The 16,653-nt window shown below is 73.9% G+C and carries 15 protein-coding genes and 1 tRNA gene; 7 read left to right on the top strand and 9 right to left on the bottom strand.

The features are described from left to right. Positions 1-300: 300 nt before the first annotated feature. The 5 genes from ACWD01_RS01865 to ACWD01_RS01845 form a co-directional block, all read right to left on the bottom strand. Complete coding sequence (locus ACWD01_RS01865) at positions 301-639, bottom strand: hypothetical protein (protein WP_451157013.1); 339 nt, start codon at positions 637-639, stop codon at positions 301-303. Positions 640-713: 74 nt separating this feature from the next. Then, complete coding sequence (locus tag ACWD01_RS01860; RefSeq protein WP_451157011.1) at positions 714-2,087, bottom strand: AAA domain-containing protein; 1,374 nt, start codon at positions 2,085-2,087, stop codon at positions 714-716. After that, entirely contained in the window at positions 2,084-3,712 is a 1,629-nt protein-coding gene (locus tag ACWD01_RS01855; protein WP_451157009.1) for a hypothetical protein, read from the bottom strand. The genes ACWD01_RS01860 and ACWD01_RS01855 overlap by 4 nt, the downstream gene beginning before the upstream one ends. After that, positions 3,703-4,848 (bottom strand): hypothetical protein, encoded by a 1,146-nt coding sequence (locus ACWD01_RS01850; protein ID WP_451157007.1) that lies wholly within the window; start codon positions 4,846-4,848, stop codon positions 3,703-3,705. Before ACWD01_RS01850 ends, ACWD01_RS01855 begins: the two co-directional genes overlap by 10 nt. Further along, complete coding sequence (locus ACWD01_RS01845; RefSeq protein WP_451157005.1) at positions 4,778-5,656, bottom strand: phosphatase PAP2 family protein; 879 nt, start codon at positions 5,654-5,656, stop codon at positions 4,778-4,780. Before ACWD01_RS01845 ends, ACWD01_RS01850 begins: the two co-directional genes overlap by 71 nt. Before the next feature lie 140 nt (positions 5,657-5,796). On the opposite strand from ACWD01_RS01845, the gene ACWD01_RS01840 reads away from it, so the two are divergent. Continuing rightward, a complete protein-coding gene (locus ACWD01_RS01840) occupies positions 5,797-6,393 on the top strand; it encodes a histidine phosphatase family protein (protein ID WP_451157003.1) in 597 nt (198 codons plus the stop codon). Positions 6,394-6,615: 222 nt separating this feature from the next. Here ACWD01_RS01840 and ACWD01_RS01835 read toward each other — a convergent pair whose 3' ends face one another. Beyond that, positions 6,616-8,031 (bottom strand): tetratricopeptide repeat protein, encoded by a 1,416-nt coding sequence (locus ACWD01_RS01835; RefSeq protein WP_451157001.1) that lies wholly within the window; start codon positions 8,029-8,031, stop codon positions 6,616-6,618. A gap of 239 nt (positions 8,032-8,270) precedes the next feature. Here ACWD01_RS01835 and ACWD01_RS01830 point away from each other — a divergent pair, with 239 nt between their 5' ends. Together ACWD01_RS01830 and ACWD01_RS01825 are read left to right on the top strand one after the other, a co-directional pair. Next, positions 8,271-8,729: a hypothetical protein gene (locus ACWD01_RS01830; RefSeq protein WP_451156999.1), complete on the top strand. Its 459-nt coding sequence runs from the start codon at positions 8,271-8,273 to the stop codon at positions 8,727-8,729. Positions 8,730-8,811: 82 nt separating this feature from the next. Then, complete coding sequence (locus tag ACWD01_RS01825; RefSeq protein WP_451156997.1) at positions 8,812-9,675, top strand: spermidine synthase; 864 nt, start codon at positions 8,812-8,814, stop codon at positions 9,673-9,675. 25 nt (positions 9,676-9,700) lie between these two features. Here ACWD01_RS01825 and ACWD01_RS01820 read toward each other — a convergent pair whose 3' ends face one another. Further along, a complete protein-coding gene (locus tag ACWD01_RS01820) occupies positions 9,701-10,246 on the bottom strand; it encodes a hypothetical protein (RefSeq protein ID WP_451156995.1) in 546 nt (181 codons plus the stop codon). A gap of 78 nt (positions 10,247-10,324) precedes the next feature. Between ACWD01_RS01820 and ACWD01_RS01815 the strand changes: the two genes are divergently transcribed. From ACWD01_RS01815 to ACWD01_RS01800, 4 genes are all read left to right on the top strand, one after another. Further along, positions 10,325-11,023: a response regulator transcription factor gene (locus ACWD01_RS01815; RefSeq protein ID WP_451156993.1), complete on the top strand. Its 699-nt coding sequence runs from the start codon at positions 10,325-10,327 to the stop codon at positions 11,021-11,023. Between the two features lie 54 nt (positions 11,024-11,077). Continuing rightward, positions 11,078-12,475 carry a sensor histidine kinase gene (locus tag ACWD01_RS01810; RefSeq protein WP_451156991.1) on the top strand — a complete coding sequence of 466 codons (1,398 nt, stop codon included), beginning with the start codon at positions 11,078-11,080 and terminating at the stop codon, positions 12,473-12,475. Positions 12,476-12,638: 163 nt separating this feature from the next. Then, complete coding sequence (locus ACWD01_RS01805; RefSeq protein ID WP_451156989.1) at positions 12,639-14,045, top strand: glycoside hydrolase family 18 protein; 1,407 nt, start codon at positions 12,639-12,641, stop codon at positions 14,043-14,045. 718 nt (positions 14,046-14,763) lie between these two features. After that, entirely contained in the window at positions 14,764-15,813 is a 1,050-nt protein-coding gene (locus ACWD01_RS01800) for a LacI family DNA-binding transcriptional regulator (protein WP_451156987.1), read from the top strand. A gap of 67 nt (positions 15,814-15,880) precedes the next feature. Here the strand turns inward: ACWD01_RS01800 and ACWD01_RS01795 are convergent. After that, a tRNA-His gene (locus tag ACWD01_RS01795) sits at positions 15,881-15,953 on the bottom strand. 95 nt (positions 15,954-16,048) lie between these two features. Then, positions 16,049-16,651, bottom strand: coding sequence for an oligoribonuclease (orn, locus tag ACWD01_RS01790; protein ID WP_356889560.1), 603 nt, complete (start codon positions 16,649-16,651; stop codon positions 16,049-16,051). Positions 16,652-16,653: the final 2 nt, after the last annotated feature.

Raw genomic sequence — 16,653 nt, 5'->3', positions numbered from 1 at the left:
AAACGGGGACAGGACGGGGCGGAGGGGGGTATCTTTCGCCCCGCCACCTTCGACTGGCATATGACGGACGGGTGGGCGCAGGCGCACTGGGCGGGTTCGAGACGCTCTCGCGTCCGCGCCGTCACCGGCCTCGACCGGCCGGGCCGCTGCTCTCCAGGCGGACGTCCTTGCCGACGAGACGCGCCGTTTCGCCGCGTTGCTCACCAAGTTCGTGGACAGTCTCGACGAGGAGTGCCCGCGCCGGGCGACGCCAGGGGCGGCGAGGCTCAGGCCGCCATGGTTCCCGCGGCCGACGGTGCGTCAGTGGACCCCGCGCAGCAGGTCCCTGCCGAAGTCGATCATCTTGCGGGCGTAGTCCTCCGTCCAGCCCGCCCGCTCGCCGATGTCCGCCGGCGTCAGCCGGTCGAAGCGGCGGGGGTCGGCGAGCTGGGCCGCCGCGAGGGCCTGGAACTCGACCGCGCGGTCCGTCGCGGCCCGGAAGGCCAGCGCCAGTTCCGTCGACCGGTCCAGCAGCTCGCGCGGGTCCTCCATGGACTCCAGGTCGAAGAAGTGCTCCGGGTCGGCGGCAGCCTCCGACGGCTCGAACAGCAGGGGGGCAGGTCGCACCCTGCGCTCGGTCGTCCGCTCCGGTTCCGCCATGTCCGTAATCCTCCTCGCGTCGCGGTCCGCACTCCCGGACCGCCCTCCATTGTCCCGCCCCGCGCAAGACCGTCTCAGGCCGTCCCCGGGTCCCACCGCACCCGGTGCTCGGCCAGATGCGCCAGCACCGCGTGGTTCGCCTCCCAGCCGTCCGGGAACTTGACCGTCACACCGAGCTGTACCGGCTCCGTCGACGGGTGCTCGTCCAACAGCTCCTCCACCCCTTCCCGGCACACGACGATGCACGCGTGCCGGTGGCGGGAGGCGAGCACGCACAGGCGCCCGGTCTCCAGATGGAACGCCGTCGCGTCCGGCCGCCCCGACAGGGGGTGGAGCACGACCGTCACGTCGTACTCCCGGCCCTGGAGGCGGTTGGCGGTGTCGACCGTGACGCCGGCGACCCCCAGCTCCGCCAGCGCGGCGCGCACCACCGCCGCCTGGTCGCGGTGGGCCGTGCCGACGGCGATCCGGTCGGCGGTGAGCGGCACCGGCTCCGCGGACCGCTCGGAGACCGCCGCGCCGCCGCGGTCCAGCAGCCGGCGCACGACCAGGGCCACGGCCCGCACCGCCTCCGGGTCGGTGCGCGGGGTGTGGCGCGCGGGCAGCTCCAGCAGGCCCCACCCCGACTCCGCGGCCTCGTCGAGGACCCGGTCGGGCCCCGACCCGTCCGACGGCACACCGAAGGCTAGCCGCCGATCACCGTCGCCGGTGCCGCTCCGGAAGGGCGTGTACGGGTAGAACGCGGCGGACACCAGCGGCGCCGCCGACGCCGGCAGCCGCCAGGACACGGGCAGCCGGTGCTGCGGCAGGTCCGGGTTGTGCGCCAGCAGCGTGGACACCGCGCTGGCCGACGGATCGTACGAGAGCCCCGCCCACTGCTCGGAGCCGACGATCGAGAACGGGTCGAGCTGCCCCGGGTCGCCGACGAACAGGGCCCGCTCGAACAGCCCGGCGACGGCGAGCAGCGCGTCGGAGCGCATCTGGTACGCCTCGTCGACGATGGCGTGCCGCCAGGGCTCGACGCCCTGCACATGGGCCCACTTCGCGGCCGTGGAGATGACGACGTCCAGACCGGCGAGGTCGCCCGCCTTCGCCGACTTACGGACGTTGTCCAGCCCGTCGAGCGCCTTGTCGTACGGGTCGGAGTCGTTCGAGTGGAGCCGGCCGACGGGCAGCTCGGGCTCCTTCTCCGCGAGCCGCAGCACCAGGTCGTCGACCTGCGCGTTGGTCTGCGCGACGACCATCAACGGGCGCCCGGCGGCGGCCAGTTCGAGCGCCGCGCGGACGACGAGGGTGGACTTGCCCGCGCCCGGCGGCGAGTCGACGACGACGCCCCTTGCGGAGCCGTGGAGCGTGTCGTGCAGGATGCCGGCGGTCGCGCGCGCCGCCTCGGCGCCGGGGTCGGGCACCGGGCGGCCGGGTGCGGGCAGCTCACGGGCGGACGTCACAGCAGGTCCTCCGGGGTGACGCGGTCGGGGATCTCGGCGGTGTCGGACCTCGGGGGGCCGCCGTGCGTCCACGGGGTCTCCTCCGGGTCCGGCAGCTTCGGCCCGCCCCGCTGGTCGTGCTCGAACAGGGTCCAGGCGATCCGGTCGCCCTTGACGGGCACGGAGCCCTCCGCGGGGACCTTGGCGCGGCCCATCCGGTCGGTGACGCGCAGCACCAGCGTCCCGTCGTCCTCGTACCGCACGAACTCCGCCGTCTGCGGCTTGCCGTCCAGCGAGCGGTACACCTTGATCCGGCTCTCGCCCCCGGCCGGCGGCGCTCCCGTAGCGCTGTGCCCGCCGAGATGCGGGCGGTCGTCCGTGCGCACGGTCAGCAGCGGGCGGGGGCTCGGCCGCTTCGAATCGGACCAGGCCATCTCCACGTCGATCACCTCGGAGAGGAACGCCTCGCCGGCGAGGCGGCGGCCGGCCAGCACCAGCGGATCGTCCAGCGCCTCCTGGGCCTCCAGCTGCGCCTGGGCGGTCTCCCGCGCGGCGAGCTTCTGCGCCGCGGTCACGGCGTCGTCGCGCCGCGGCTGCGGCGGTTCACCGGCGCGGACCCGGTCGCGGTGGGCGGTGAACGACCAGCGGTCGCGGGCCCAGCGGTCCTCGACACGGGAGCCCTCGGGGAGCTCGCGCACGAGATCGAGAGCCCGCCACACCGCCTGCCAGGTGGGCCGCATCTGGTCCGCGACCATCCGCCTGACCTCCCGCTCCGCACGGTGCAGTTCGCCCAGCCGCTCGTCGGCGCTCTCGCCGTCCTCGGCGGCCGCGAGAAGCTGCCGGGCCCGGTCGTAGCGCTCCATCGCGGGCGCCAGGCGCCGGTTGTCGAAGACGGGATCGGTCGCCGGTCCGGCCGGCGGGCAGAGCAGCATGCCCTCCCGGTCGCGGCCCAGCTCGGCCCGGAGCGCCGCCTCGGCGCCCGACTCGCCCTCCGCCGCGTCGATCCAGGCGAGCAGCGCGCCCAGATGCTGGTCCTCCAGCGACGACTGACCCGTCGCCCAGTGTCGGTTCAGCAGGTCCGTCGCGGCGAGCAGCAGGGACGAGCCGGGAACGCGGGCGCGCTCGCCGTAGTGGGTCAGCCAGCGGCCCAGCAGCGGCACCCGCGGCGGCGCCGGATACGGCGTGTCCGGGTCCTGCTCCGCCGTACGCCGGAACCGCATCGAGCGGCCCAGCAGCCGTACGAACTCCACACCGGCGCGGCTCGGCACGATCAGCTGCGGCGCGTCCGCGCACAGCTCCACCTCGACAGTGACCTTCTTGCCGGTCTCCGCGTCGGTCTCCTTGCGCTCGACGAGCTCGACGTCGTCACCGAAACCGTCCAGATACGGCAGCAGCACATCGGCCAGCTCGGCCAGGAACGCCGAACGCAGGTCGCGGTCGCGGGGCTGTGCCACGACCAGCAGCCGCGGCTCCTCGCGGTCCGTGCCCACCAGCGCGCCGAGCGGCGCCCCGGCCTCGCCCGCGGTCGTCAGCGGTACGAACACCATCGGACGCGGCGACACCCGCCGGTGGCGGACCGTCGCCAGCGGCTGGGCGCGGCCCGTCTCGACGGCCTCCAGCCGGGCCAGCGTGGCGATCAGCGACATCCGCCCGCCTCCTGTGCTACGGCCGCGTCGGCCAGTGCCTCCGACCGCAGGGCCGCGGCCCGCCGGAGCGCCGCCACCGCCGGGTCGGCCGGGTCGCCGGCCTCGCCGCGCGCGGCCGCCAGCACGCCGCCCACCGTCGTCAGCCCGCCCAGCTCGCCCCGGACCGACCGGCCCAGCGCCTCCACCGCACCGTCCTGGCGGGCCCGGTCGCGGCAGTGGAACGCCAGCTCGCAGGCGGCCAGGCACTCGGGTGCGTACGCGTGGGGGACCGACTCGACCGCGGCCGTCAGCTCGTCGGCCGAACACGCCTCCAGGTCGAAGGTGAGCCCCTCGGGCAGCGCGGCGGCGATGTCCTCGACGCGGGTCAGCCTCGCGAGCTGACGGCGGGTCACGGACAGCTGCTTGCGCACGTCCACGACCGACGCGGTCGGCAGATTGGAGAAGTCCTTCGGGCAGACCAGCAGGATGCTGTGCGCGACCCGCGCGTCGTCCGTGACGGCGGCGACCCGCTCCAGGGCCAGTACGTACACCGCGGCCTGACGGGCGGCCGCGCCGACCTTCGACGCGTCCGCCGACGCGTCGATCATCGGGAACGACTTGATCTCCACGACCGTCCACCGGCCGTCGGGGCCCACGACCACCGCGTCCGGCTCCAGATACGCGGGCGAGCCCGCCACGTCCAGGGCGAGCAGCGGATGGTCGAGCAGCGTCCACGCCCCGGCCGCCGTCGCCTCGCGCAGCGCCAGCGCCGTCCGCGCCGCGCGGCCCTCGGGCCCGGCCGCCGCCAGATCCGGCACCAGCGCGCCGGCCGGGTCCTCCAGACCGAGCAGGCGCAGCAGCTCCTTGCCGCCGTCCGCCTTCACCTTCGCCTCGAAGGCGTTGCCCCGCATGAACGCGAACTGCGACTGCCCGAACGTCCCCGGCGAACCGAGCGCGGACGCCAGCGCCGCCTTGTCCACCCCGGCGCCGTCCAGCAGCGCCCGGCGCTCGCACCCCGGGTTGGCGGCGAGCGCCGCCAGGGCGCGGGCATCGAGCGGATGGGGCTGCGCGGCAGGACCGCGCAGCTCAGCGAGCCGCTGCCGGAGTGCTGTCGTCGGCGCCTGCGGAGGGGGTCCGCTGTCCAGGGATTCGCTCACCCGCGGAAGTCTCGCATCCGCCACCGACAACGGTGGGCCTCGAGGCGGTGGCGGCGGACCCGAACCGCTGCCGCGTGAGGTCGGCGAGCCGCATTGCGGGCCTGGTCAGCAGCGCGCCGACGCCCATGACGGCCGCGCCGGCGACCGCGTCGAGGAAGTAGTGGTTCGCGGTGCCCATCACAACGATCGTGGTGAGCAGCGGATAGCCGACGGCCAGCGCCCGCAGCAGCGGCGTACGGCCGTGCCGCCACAGCATCACACCGCACCACAGGGCCCAGCCGACGTGCAGGCTCGGCATCGCCGCGTACTGGTTCGTCATCCCGCCGAGCCCGCGCGGCGCGCTCGCCTCCGTGCCCCACCAGCCGTACGAGCTGTACTGCGCCATCGTGTCGACGAAGCCGTGCGCGGCGTCCAGCAGCCGGGGCGGACAGGTCGGCATCAGCGTGAAGCCGACGAGCCCGAGGAGCGTGGAGACCATCAGCCAGGTGCGGGCCGCGCGATACCGGAGCGGCCGGCGGCGGAAGAGCCACACCAGCACGGCCGGGGTGACCACGTAATGGAGGGAGGCGTAGACGAAGTCGGCGGGTATGCCGAGGGCGGGGACGTCGGTGAAGAGACGGTTCAGCGGATGCTCGGCGTTGAGCAGGAGCGCCTTCTCGGCCCGGAGTATCGCGAGACCGTGGTCGATCGCCGTCGCGACGTCGCCGCGGGCGAGCAGACGACCGGCCGAGTACGCGGCGTAGACGACGGCGATCAGCAGCAGCTCGGTCCACCAGCGGGGCCGGTGGTGAGGTGCGGTCTGCGGCATCCGTCGGTCTCCGTCTCAGTGGTCGTGATCGTGATCGGGCGTACTGGAGGGGGGACGCCGAGATCGACGGGGAGGTTGCCTGTCATTCATGTGCGCGATGATGGGACGACATCCGATCGTGAACCTCAGGAGAGCCACCCATGGCACCGCGGATCCTGCTCGCCCGGCACGGCCAGACCGAATGGTCAATGCTCGGCAAACACACCGGCAGGACGGACATCCCCCTGCTCGAAGAGGGCCGGCGCGGCGCGAAACTGCTCGGCGAGCGGCTGCACCGCGCGCCGTGGTCCGGCCTCGAAGACGTCGAGGTCCGCACCAGCCCGCTGGTACGGGCGAGCGAGACCTGCGCGCTCGCGGGCTTCGGGGAGCGGGCGGAGCCCTGGGACGCGCTGATGGAATGGGACTACGGGGCGTACGAGGGCCTCACCCCGCCCGAGATCCACGCACTTCAGCCGGGCTGGCTGCTCTGGAAAGACGGCGCTCCCGGCGGCGAGACCCTCGCGGCGGTCTCGTCCCGCGTCGACGAGATCGTCGAATGGGCCCGCTCCGCAGACCGCGACGTCCTGGTCTTCGCCCACGGCCACGTCCTGCGCTCCCTGGGGGCGCGGTGGCTGGGCGAGGACATCTCCTTCGGAGGGCGTATCCGGCTGGACCCGACGAGCCTGTCGGTACTGGGGTGGGCGTACGGGGCGCCGGCGATCGAGCGCTGGAACGACACGGGGCATCAGGAGGGGTGACGGGGGTGCGCCGCGGGTGGGGGCCGCTGCGCGGGGCTTGTCCCCTACCCGCCCCTTCCCGAACCGGGGCAGGCCCCGGACCCCGTACGGCCTCGGCCGTGCCCTCAATCGCCGGGCGGGCTGACTGTGTCAGCCCCGCCGGCGTTTGAGGCGCGGGTCCGGGCAGAGCCCGGTTACGGGAAGGGGCGGGGTGGGGAACACGCCCGCCGCACCCGCACCCCGTCACGCCGGGTGCGGCGTCGCCCGCCGGTGGAGGAAGGACGCCACCGCCGGCGTCCGGCTGTGCGGACGCAAGACGCGCGCCGTGTCCGTCAGCATCGACTCGATCCGGGACGACCGGACCTCGCCCAGCAGATCGAGCACCTGCTCACCCGCGACCGCCGCCTCCTCCGGCGCCCCCGCCCGCGCCAGATCCGCCGCCAGTTCGGCCCGGTAGAGCGCGAGGTTGCGGGTGAAGCGGCGGTCCTGGAGCGTCGCCGCGCGCTCGGCGTGGCGGGCCGCGCGGGACCATTCGCCGAGGGTGGACCAGCACTGGGCCTGGAGGGCCTCCAGCTCGGGTTCGGCGAAGAAGGACATCCACTCCGGGTCCGCGCCCGACGCGCCCCGCGCGAAGTACGCGTGCGCCCGCGCCAGCGACTGCTCGCAGCTCGCCCGGTCGCCGAGCCCCGCCCAGCCGCCCGCCTCCCGCAGCGCGAGCAGAGAAAGCAGCCGGTGCGAGGCCACCCGCCGGGCCGCCCGCTGGCCGGCCTGAGCGGTGCGTACGGCCTCCCGCGGCCGGCCCGCGTCCCTGGCCAGGAACGACGTGTTGCAGAACGCGTGGGCCTCCAGGCCCGGGTCGCCCGCCACGCGGGCCGTGGCCAGCGCCTCGGCGTAGTGGGAGCGGGCGTCCTCGAAGCGACCCGAGTCGTGGGCGAGCCAGCCCACCGAGATGGCGAGTTCGCCGGCGCCCGCGTGCAGCCGTTGCTCCGTCGATCTGCGTGCCGTCGTGCCCGCGTCGAGCAGTGCGTAGGCGGCACGCAGGGGTTTCGCCGCCTGCCGGTAGAGACCGTCGGCGCCGTGCCGGTCGTCGATGAGGCGGATCCGGCGTACGGCCTCCTCGACGGCGCGGACCTCGCTCTCGCCGACCCGTGGCCGGCCGGACACGGACTCGGGCACGGGTCCCAGTCCCAGGGACGCGGCCGCCACCGTGGTGGAGCCGCTCGTCATGAATGCGCGACGCAGCACGTCGCTCTCCTCGTCGCTGTCACGTGCGCCACTGCCCATGGGGACGGGGCAGCAGGAATGGTGGTTCGGTCGGGCGGCCGGTTCCCCCGCGGGCCCGGGCCCGGACGCCGCCCGGCCGCGCGCACCGCGCCCCCGTACCTGTTCCCGGGCGGTGAAGCCCATGTCCGTCAGCGCGAGGCCGGGGAACATGTGCAGGAACACCCGCTCGTACGCGTAGTTCGGGCAGCGGATCTCACCGGACTCGACGCGCCCGATGTAGCGCGCGTCGCAGGAGACCTGCTCGCCGATCTCGCGAGCGGCCCTGCGGACGACCGTCGCGAACTCGTTCGGTGAGCGGTGTCCCCGCAGCCGGCGGAAGGCCAGGTTGGGGACGGGAGGGGCAACTGCCCGTGATGCCTTGGACGATGACGCCATGGCCGAGCCCTCTCTTGGTGCGGCCGGATTCCGGCGGGCAAGAACGTACCTGCTGTGAGAGGTCCCTCACACGGGGTTTGGCAACAAAAGGGACATCTCGTCGGCGATCTGCCATGAACTGCCATCCTTTGCGGCGGCGTGCCGCCGTAGCCGTTGACGCGCACGGGCGTTGAACCGTACGGAGGCGCATCACGTGTCTCCACTCGAGCGAGGAGGGGATCGCCTTGTTGGAGGTCGGCATGGAGACCAGAGCGACACCCGCGACCACGGCCGGACATCTGCCCAGCCCGGACCGCAGCGCACCGCCCGCGTGCGGCGCGGTGGGGACGGCGGGCCCGGCAGGGGCCGCGGAACCGTGCGACCTGGTGACCGTCCCCGCCCGGCAGGGCCTGGAGGCGGTCGACATCCTGCGCCGTGCCGCCGCGCCCGCGGTCGGCCCGGTGCTCCACGACGGGGCGTGCGACACCCTCGGCTTCCTCGTCCCGCCGGGCACCGCCGACGCCTGGGACATGCCGGGCAGCGCGTGCACGCAGACGTCGGGCCGCGGCCTGCGCATTCCGCCGGAGCCGCCCGTCACCGGCTCCGGCTGGCTGCTGCCGCCCGGTGACGGCGCCGACGCGGTCACCGACCCGGCTGTCCTGCGGGAGGCGCTCGGCGAGGCGGCCCGGCTGATCGAGGCGGCGGACAACTGCCGCTGACCCCCGGACCCGCGCTTTCCCCGGGAAGGCCAGGGCGGGCCGCCCGGACGCGGCACCCCGGCGGCCGGGCGATAATGGACGCGTGGCGAAGAACAGGCGGCGTGGGGGCGGTGGCGCGGAGGCCGTCGTCGCGGCCGTGGACGGCGGACTCGCGGAACTGGTCCCCGACCGGGACCGCCCGCGCGGCTGGACGCTGCTCGTCGACGGCGCCCCGCAGTCGCACGTCGATCTCGACGACCCGGCCCACCTGTCCTTCGAGTACCAGCGCAGGCTCGGTCACGCCGTGGATCTCGCCGCGCCCGCCGGGCGGCCGCTGCACGTCGTGCATCTCGGCGGCGGAGCCCTCACCCTCGCCCGCTACGTCGCCGCCACCCGCCCCCGCTCCACCCAGCAGGTCGTCGAGCTCGACGCGGCCCTCGTCCAACTCGTACGGGAACGGCTCCCCGTGGACCCCGGAGCCCGGATACGGGTGCGGTCGCTCGACGCCCGGGCCGGGCTGGCGAAGGTGCCGGACGGCTGGGCGGACGTGGTGATCGCGGACGTGTTCAGCGGTGCGAGCACCCCGGCGCATCTGACCAGCACGGAGTTCCTCGCGGAGGTGCGCAGGGCGATGAGGCCCGGCGGCTGCTACGCCGCCAACATCGCCGACGGGCCGCCGCTCACGCATCTGCGGGCCCAGATCGCCACGGTCGCCGCCGTCTTCCCGGAGGTCGCGCTCGCCGCGGACCCGACCGTGCTGCGCGGCCGCCGCTTCGGCAACGCGGTGCTGCTGGCGTCGAACGCCGCGCTGCCGGTTGCCGAGTTCACCCGTCGCGTGGCGAGCGACCCGTTCGCCGGCCGGGTCGAACACGGGCGCGCGCTGGCCGACTTCACGGGCGGGGCGGTGCCCGTCACCGACGCGAGCGCCAAGCCGTCGCCCGCGCCCCCGCCGGCCGTCTTCCGCTGAACCGTTCCGGCGCCGTCCGGCTGCCTCAGCGTTCGTCGAACTGGACCATCGGCGGATGCCCGTTCCAGGTGCAGAACACCGACACCTCGCGCCCGTCCTGCGTGAACGTGACCCGGATCCACGTCGGCTGCTTCCACACCTGCATCTGCCAGTCCGCCGCCGGGGTCGCGGAGACCAGCTCCGCGGAGTTCTCGCCGATGTCGAAGACGACCCGGCCGCCCTTGACGTTGTAGCCCTCCACGTTCCCCGACTCCGGCCCGGCCGTCGCGGGGGAGTCCTCGGGCGGGCCCGGCTTCGCCGGTGGAGCCTGCGGTGTGGTCGCCGGCTTCCTGCTCGGCGGACGCGACGGCGACGGGGAGGGGGAGCGGCTCGGCGGCCGGGCCGTCGACGCCGCCTGCGGCTCGACGGCCTGCGCCGTCGGGGTCTGAGCCGTGATGGGCAGTGCGCGCGGCCGGTCGTACGCGGTTCCGGCCATGACCGTGTGGACGCCCCACCACGACAGCGTCACCGCCGCGCCGGTGGACAGCGACCACGCCATGGCATGTACGAGTCCTCGATGCATCCGGGCCATAGTGCACCACCCGCACCGGCGTTGTCCCGGACGGGAGGGGCGGGACCGGTGTCCCCCGGATGGCGTACGGTGCCGCCCATGGCAAGTGTGCTCGTGGTCGAGGACGACCAGTTCGTGCGCTCCGCCCTCATCAGGCACTTGACCGAGGCCTCCCACACGGTACGGAGCGTCGGCACGGCCCTCGAGGCGCTGCGCGAGGTGGCCCATTTCCGGTTCGACGTGGTCATTCTCGATCTCGGACTGCCCGATCTGGACGGCGCGGAGGCCCTGAAGATGCTCCGCGGCATCACCGATGTGCCCGTGATCATCGCGACCGCGCGGGACGACGAGACGGAGATCGTACGGCTGCTCAACGACGGCGCCGACGACTATCTGACCAAGCCGTTCTCCGTCGAGCACCTGTCGGCCAGGATGGCGGCCGTACTTCGGCGTTCCCGCGCGGCCGGCGAGGCCCCGCCCTCGCGGGTCATCCAGGTCGGCGGACTGTCCATCGACCCGCTGCGCCGCCAGGCCGAGCTGGACGGCGGCCGACTGGACCTCACCCGCAGGGAGTTCGACCTGCTGGCCTTCCTCGCCGGCCGGCCCGGAGTCGTCGTGCCCCGTAAGGAGCTGCTGGCCGAGGTCTGGCAGCAGAGCTACGGCGACGACCAGACCATCGACGTCCATCTGAGCTGGCTGCGCCGCAAACTGGGCGAGACGGCGGCGCAGCCCCGCTATCTGCACACGCTGCGCGGAGTGGGAGTGAAGCTCGAACCGCCGAACGGACAGCGGCCATGAGCGCAGGACGGCAGCCATGAGCGAGGCGCCGGCCATGAGCGAAGGACACCGGCCATGAGATGGGCGCTCGTCAAGGTCGCACTGGCCGTCACGGTGATGGTCGTGATCGCCTTCGCGCTCCCGCTGGGCATCGTCATCAAGGAGATGGCCCGCGACCGCGCCTTCTCCAACGCCGAGCGGCAGGCGGCGACCATCGGCCCCACGCTGACCGTCACCACCGAACGCCGCATGCTGGAGCGGGCCGTCGAGTCCACGCCCGCCGGCGCGGTCGGCCGGATGGCCGTGCACATCCCGGCGTCCGGTAAACCGGGCAGCCTGCCGCTGGAGATCGGCAAACGGCGCGCGGCCAAGAAGGACCTGGCCATCGTCGAACTGATCGGCCGCGCCTCGATCGCCGAGGTGTCCGGCGGGTCCGTACTGCTGCAGCCGACCGCGATCGGCACCGGCCAGATCGCCGTCGTCGAGATCTTCGTACCCGAGGGCGAGGTCTCCAACGGCGTCGACACCGCCTGGCTCGTCCTCGCGGGCGTCGGCATCGCGCTGATCGTCGGCTCCGTCGCGGTCGCCGACCGGCTGGGCGTACGGATGGTGCAGCCGGCGCAGCGGCTCGCGGGCGCCGCGCACGACCTGGGGGAGGGCCGGCTCGGGGCGCGCGTCCCCGAGGAGGGCCCGCCCGAACTGCGGTCCGCGGCCGTCGCGTTCAACTCGATGGCCGACCAGGTCGTTCAACTCCTCGCCAACGAACGCGAGCTGGCCGCCGACCTGTCGCACCGGCTCCGCACCCCGCTGACCGTGCTCCGGCTGAACGCGGCGTCACTGGGCGAGAGCACCGCCGCCGAGCAGACCCGCGCGGCCGTCGCCCAACTCGAGCGCGAGGTCGACACCATCATCCGCACCGCCCGCGAGGCCAAGCCGCAGACCGCGGCGGCCGGACCCGGCGCGGGCTGCGACGTCTCCGAAGTGGTCCGCGAGCGGATGGGATTCTGGTCGGCGCTCGCGGAGGACGAGGGCCGCAAGGTCCGGCTCGCCGGGGTCGACCGGCCCGTACGCATCCCGGTCGCCCGCCCCGAACTGGCCGCCGCGCTCGACGCGCTGCTCGGCAACGTCTTCCGCCACACGCCCGAGGGCACGGCCTTCTCGGTCGACGTCCACAACGGCGACGACGCGGTCATCGTCCTCGTCTCGGACGCGGGCCCCGGCATCGCCGACCCGGCGGCCGCCATGGCCCGCGGCAACAGCGGGGCCAGGGAGGGCTCGACGGGGCTCGGGCTGGACATCGTGCGCCGGGTCGCCGAGTCCACCGGCGGCGACGTACGCATCGGCAGCTCCGTGCTCGGCGGCACGGAGGTACGGATCTGGATCGGCCTCGACCCGCGCGAAGCGGCCGCGGAGGGCCGACGGGGACGGCGGCGCGGGCGGGTGCAGCGGCGACGGAGGACGGCGCCGCGGTAGCCGTCGGGCCTTGGGCGTCGGCCAGCATTAATCGCTTCCGATGCCTCCCTTAAGCGCGCCCTAAGAAGCCCGACCGCTGCCCCTGATCGGTCATTTGTCCGGTTCGGGGCCGCTAGCGTGCAGCGCACCACCCCCGACTCCGTAACGCAGAGGCAGGCACGCGATGGGCAGCAGCACGCACCGGCGCAGGGCGAGCGTCAGGACCAAGGCGGTCGGCGCGGTCGTCGTGACCGCGGTGATCGGCGGCGCCGCGATCTTCCTCACCGGCACCGCCCAGGCCGCCTCTGTGGGCGCCGCGTACACCAGGACCAGTGCCTGGGACGGCGGTTACACCGGCCAGTACGTCATCACCAACGAGACCGGCACGGCGCAGACGGACTGGACGCTCGAGTTCGACCTGCCCGCCGGTACGGAGATCGGCTCGCTGTGGAACGGCGAGCACACCGTGGACGGCCGGCACGTCACGGTCAGGCCCGCGAGCTGGAACAAGAGCCTGGCGCCGGGCGCATCGGTCACCGTCGGCTTCGTCACCTCCGCGAGCGGGGAAGCCGCGGACCCGACGGCGTGCCTCATCAACGAGGTCACGTGCTCGGCCGGCGGCGGGGCGACGCCGCAGCCGACGCCGACGGTCCCGCCGACGCCGACGCCGACCGCTTCTGAGACGCCGAAGCCGGGCGCGGCCGCGCGCTACGCGCCGTACATCGACACCTCGCTCCACCCCGCGTACGACATGCTCGACACGGCCGCGAAGACCGGCGTCAAGGACTTCAACCTCGCCTTCATCACCTCCGGCGGAAGCTGCGCCCCGCTGTGGGGCGGCGTCACGGACCTCGCCAACGACAAGGTTGCCTCCCAGATCGGCGCCCTACGCGCCAAGGGCGGCGACGTCCGCGTCTCCTTCGGCGGCGCGGCGGGCCACGAGCTGGCGCTCAACTGCTCCTCCGCCGCCGACCTGGCGGCGGCCTACGGCAAGGTCGTCGACACGTACAAGCTCACCAAGGTCGACTTCGACATCGAGGGCGCGGCGCTGCCCGACACCGCCGCCAACACCCGGCGCTCGCAGGCGATCGCGCAGCTCCAGAAGGCCCACGCGGACCTCGACGTCTCCTTCACCCTGCCCGTCATGCCCGAGGGCCTCACCCAGCCGGGCGTCGACCTGATCGCCGACGCGAAGCGGAACGGCGTCCGGGTCGACGCGGTCAACATCATGGCGATGGACTACGGCCCGGCGTACAGCGGCGACATGGGCGACTACGCGATCTCCGCGGCCACCGCGACCCAGGCACAGCTCAAGGGCGTGCTCGGCCTCTCCGACACGGCCGCGTGGCAGACGGTCGCGGTGACGCCGATGATCGGCGTCAACGACGTCGTGACCGAGATCTTCACGGTGGAGGACGCCACGCAGCTCGTGGCCTTCGCCGAGTCGAAGGATCTGACGTGGCTGTCGATGTGGTCCTCGACGCGGGACAAGCAGTGCGCGGGCGGGGAGAAGCCGGCGGCGGACGCGACGTGCAGCTCGATCCTGCAGCAGCCGCTGGCCTTCACGAAGGCCTTCGGCGCCTACAAGTAGCCACCCCTCCCGCCCCCCACGGGCGCCGCCCCTTGCCGCCCCACCGGCCGGGGGCGGCGCCACGCCGTCGTCTTGCGCGGGGGCACGCCGGTCTTGTCGGGGCGCTGCCCCGAACCCCGTGCCTCAATCGCCGGCGAGGCTGGATGTGCCCGGGCCACGCACCCCCGTGCCTTATACGCCCCGGGGGCTGGAGCCGGCCGGTCTTGTTCCGCTGGATCGACGTCTGCTCGATCCTGATCTCCGGGTGGAGCCGCATGTACTCGTGGTACAGGCCCGCCTCCTCGAGGCCGAAGGCTCCGAAGACGCCGACGGTGAGGGTGGTCCTGCCGTCGCCCGCGGCTCCGCCGTCCCGGCGCAGCCGGTGAGCAGCCCGGCGCCGAGCGCGGTGACGACGGCGGCGGCGACGACCGCGCGGATGGCCTGCGCATCGCGTCCTCCTTCGCGGGGTGCGGGAGGTAGGGGGTACGGGCCCGAGACGCGTGTGCGGGGGCGCACCCGGGCGGCCGACCGCGCCGCATTTGTTCGGGAACCGTACTTTTAGCACGCCGACGGCCGCCCGCGGCAGGCCGGTGACCTGCGGATTCTGTGGGACATCGCACACCGGAGCATGGGAGCGCTCCCATGTGCGATTCGGCCGGATCGTCGGCCGGGAACCGGGGTGCCGAGGGCCCCGGACGCGTTATGTTCTCCGCCTGGGCAGCCTGGGGAGGCGGACGCGATGTCTCGGACCATCCGCGCGGGAAACGGCGGGGGACGGGCCACCGGCCTGCCCACACTCGAGCAGGTGGCCGCACGCGCGGGCGTCGGCCGCGGCACCGTCTCCCGGGTGATCAACGGCTCGCCGCGGGTCAGCGAGGAGACCCGCGCCCTGGTCGAGGCGGCCGTCGCGGAGCTGGGCTACATACCGAACCGGGCGGCCCGCGCGCTCGCGGGGAACCGTACGGACGCGGTCGCCCTCGTCGTCCCCGAGCCCGAGGACCGTTTCTTCGCGGAGCCGTACTTCTCCGAGATGGTGAGCGGGGTCGGGGCGGCGCTCGCCGACACCGAGATGCAGCTCCTCCTGACGCTCGCCGGCAACGACCGGGAGCGCAAGACGCTCGCCCAGTACCTGGCCGCGCACCGGGTCGACGGAGTGCTGCTGGTCTCGATGCACGCGGGCGACCCGCTGCCGGACCTGCTGGAGCAGCTGTCGATCCCCGTGGTGATCAGCGGCCGCCGTTCGGCCGGTGAGACGCTCGCGGCGGTCGACTCGGACAACTTCGGGGGCGCGCGGGAGGCGGTGGCCCATCTGGCGGCCCGGGGCCGCCGCACCGTCGCGACGATCGCGGGCCCACTGGACGTGTACGGCGCGGAGCGCCGGCTGGACGGCTACCGCTCCGCCGTCGCCGGGGCCGGCCTGGACGCCGACCCCCGGCTGACGGCGGTCGCCGACTTCACCGAGCAGGGCGGCCGGCTCGCGATGCGCACACTGCTGGAGGCCCGCCCCGACCTCGACGCCGTCTTCGCCGCCTCCGACGTCATGGCCTCGGGCGCCCGGCACGTGCTGCGCGAGTCGGGCCGCCGCATTCCCGACGACGTGGCCCTGGTCGGCTTCGACGACTCGGCGGTGGCCCGCCACATGGACCCGGCGCTCACCAGCGTGCGCCAGCCGACGGAGGAGATGGGCCGCACCATGGCCGGCGTGCTGCTCCAGGAGATCGCGCAGCCGTCCCCGGAGCGGCCCCAGATCGTGCTGCCGACGGAGCTGGTGGTGCGCGACTCGTCGTGACGGTGCGCCGCCACGGCGGGCGCACGGCAAGGGCCCCGGTCCGAAGACCGGGGCCCTTGCCCGTCAGGGTGAGTAACGGGACTTGAACCCGCGACATCCTGGACCACAACCAGGTGCTCTACCAGCTGAGCTATACCCACCACGACCGGTCGCTTTCCTGACCGGCCGAGAAAAAGTGTACAGGGTCCGAGAGGGTGCTCGCGCCCACGTTTCCGTTGGGCGCCGAGCCCGGCGGCTACTGGGCCGGCAGTACGTGCTTGGCGGCGATGGCCTTCGCCGTCTCGGAGTCGGGTCCGGGCTGCGGGACGAAGACCGCCTCACGGTAGTAGCGGAGTTCGGCGATGGACTCGCGGATGTCGGCCAGCGCCCGGTGGTTGCCGCTCTTCTCCGGGCTGTTGAAGTACGCCCGCGGGTACCAGCGGCGGGCCAGCTCCTTGACCGAGGAGACGTCGACGATCCGGTAGTGGAGGTAGCCCTCCAGCGTCGGCATGTCCCGCAGCAGGAAGCCGCGGTCGGTGCCGACCGAATTGCCGCACAGCGGGGCCTTGCCGGGCTCCTTGACGTGCTTGCGGACGTAGGAGAGGACCTGCTCCTCGGCCTGCGCCAGGGTCGTGCCGCCCGCCAGGGCGTCGAGGAGGCCGGAGGCGGTGTGCATACGGCGCACCACGTCGGGCATCGTCTCGAGCGCCTCGTCCGGCGGGCGGATCACGATGTCCACACCTTCGCCGAGTACGTTCAGTTCCGAGTCGGTGACCAGCGCGGCCACCTCGATGAGTGCGTCGTCCGTCAGCGAGAGCCCGGTCATCTCGCAGTCGATCCACACCATGCGGTCGTTCATGC

This window comes from Streptomyces sp. NPDC002835, from assembly GCF_053591995.1.
The sequence above is the reverse complement of the archived record's forward strand: the minus strand, read 5'-3'. Positions and strand labels throughout refer to the sequence as shown.

Excerpts from the sequence above, each read along its gene's own strand:
- ACWD01_RS01840 (WP_451157003.1), top strand. The coding sequence starts at position 5,797 with ATGGCACCGCGGATCCTGCTCGCCCGGCACGGCCAGACCGAATGGTCA.
- ACWD01_RS01815 (WP_451156993.1), top strand. The coding sequence starts at position 10,325 with ATGGCAAGTGTGCTCGTGGTCGAGGACGACCAGTTCGTGCGCTCCGCC.
- ACWD01_RS01810 (WP_451156991.1), top strand. The coding sequence starts at position 11,078 with ATGAGATGGGCGCTCGTCAAGGTCGCACTGGCCGTCACGGTGATGGTC.
- ACWD01_RS01820 (WP_451156995.1), bottom strand. The coding sequence starts at position 10,246 with ATGGCCCGGATGCATCGAGGACTCGTACATGCCATGGCGTGGTCGCTG.
- ACWD01_RS01845 (WP_451157005.1), bottom strand. The coding sequence starts at position 5,656 with ATGCCGCAGACCGCACCTCACCACCGGCCCCGCTGGTGGACCGAGCTG.
- ACWD01_RS01805 (WP_451156989.1), top strand. The coding sequence starts at position 12,639 with ATGGGCAGCAGCACGCACCGGCGCAGGGCGAGCGTCAGGACCAAGGCG.
- ACWD01_RS01865 (WP_451157013.1), bottom strand. The coding sequence starts at position 639 with ATGGCGGAACCGGAGCGGACGACCGAGCGCAGGGTGCGACCTGCCCCC.
- ACWD01_RS01800 (WP_451156987.1), top strand. The coding sequence starts at position 14,764 with ATGTCTCGGACCATCCGCGCGGGAAACGGCGGGGGACGGGCCACCGGC.
- ACWD01_RS01830 (WP_451156999.1), top strand. The coding sequence starts at position 8,271 with ATGGAGACCAGAGCGACACCCGCGACCACGGCCGGACATCTGCCCAGC.
- ACWD01_RS01855 (WP_451157009.1), bottom strand. The coding sequence starts at position 3,712 with ATGTCGCTGATCGCCACGCTGGCCCGGCTGGAGGCCGTCGAGACGGGC.
- orn (WP_356889560.1), bottom strand. The coding sequence starts at position 16,651 with ATGAACGACCGCATGGTGTGGATCGACTGCGAGATGACCGGGCTCTCG.
- ACWD01_RS01835 (WP_451157001.1), bottom strand. The coding sequence starts at position 8,031 with ATGGCGTCATCGTCCAAGGCATCACGGGCAGTTGCCCCTCCCGTCCCC.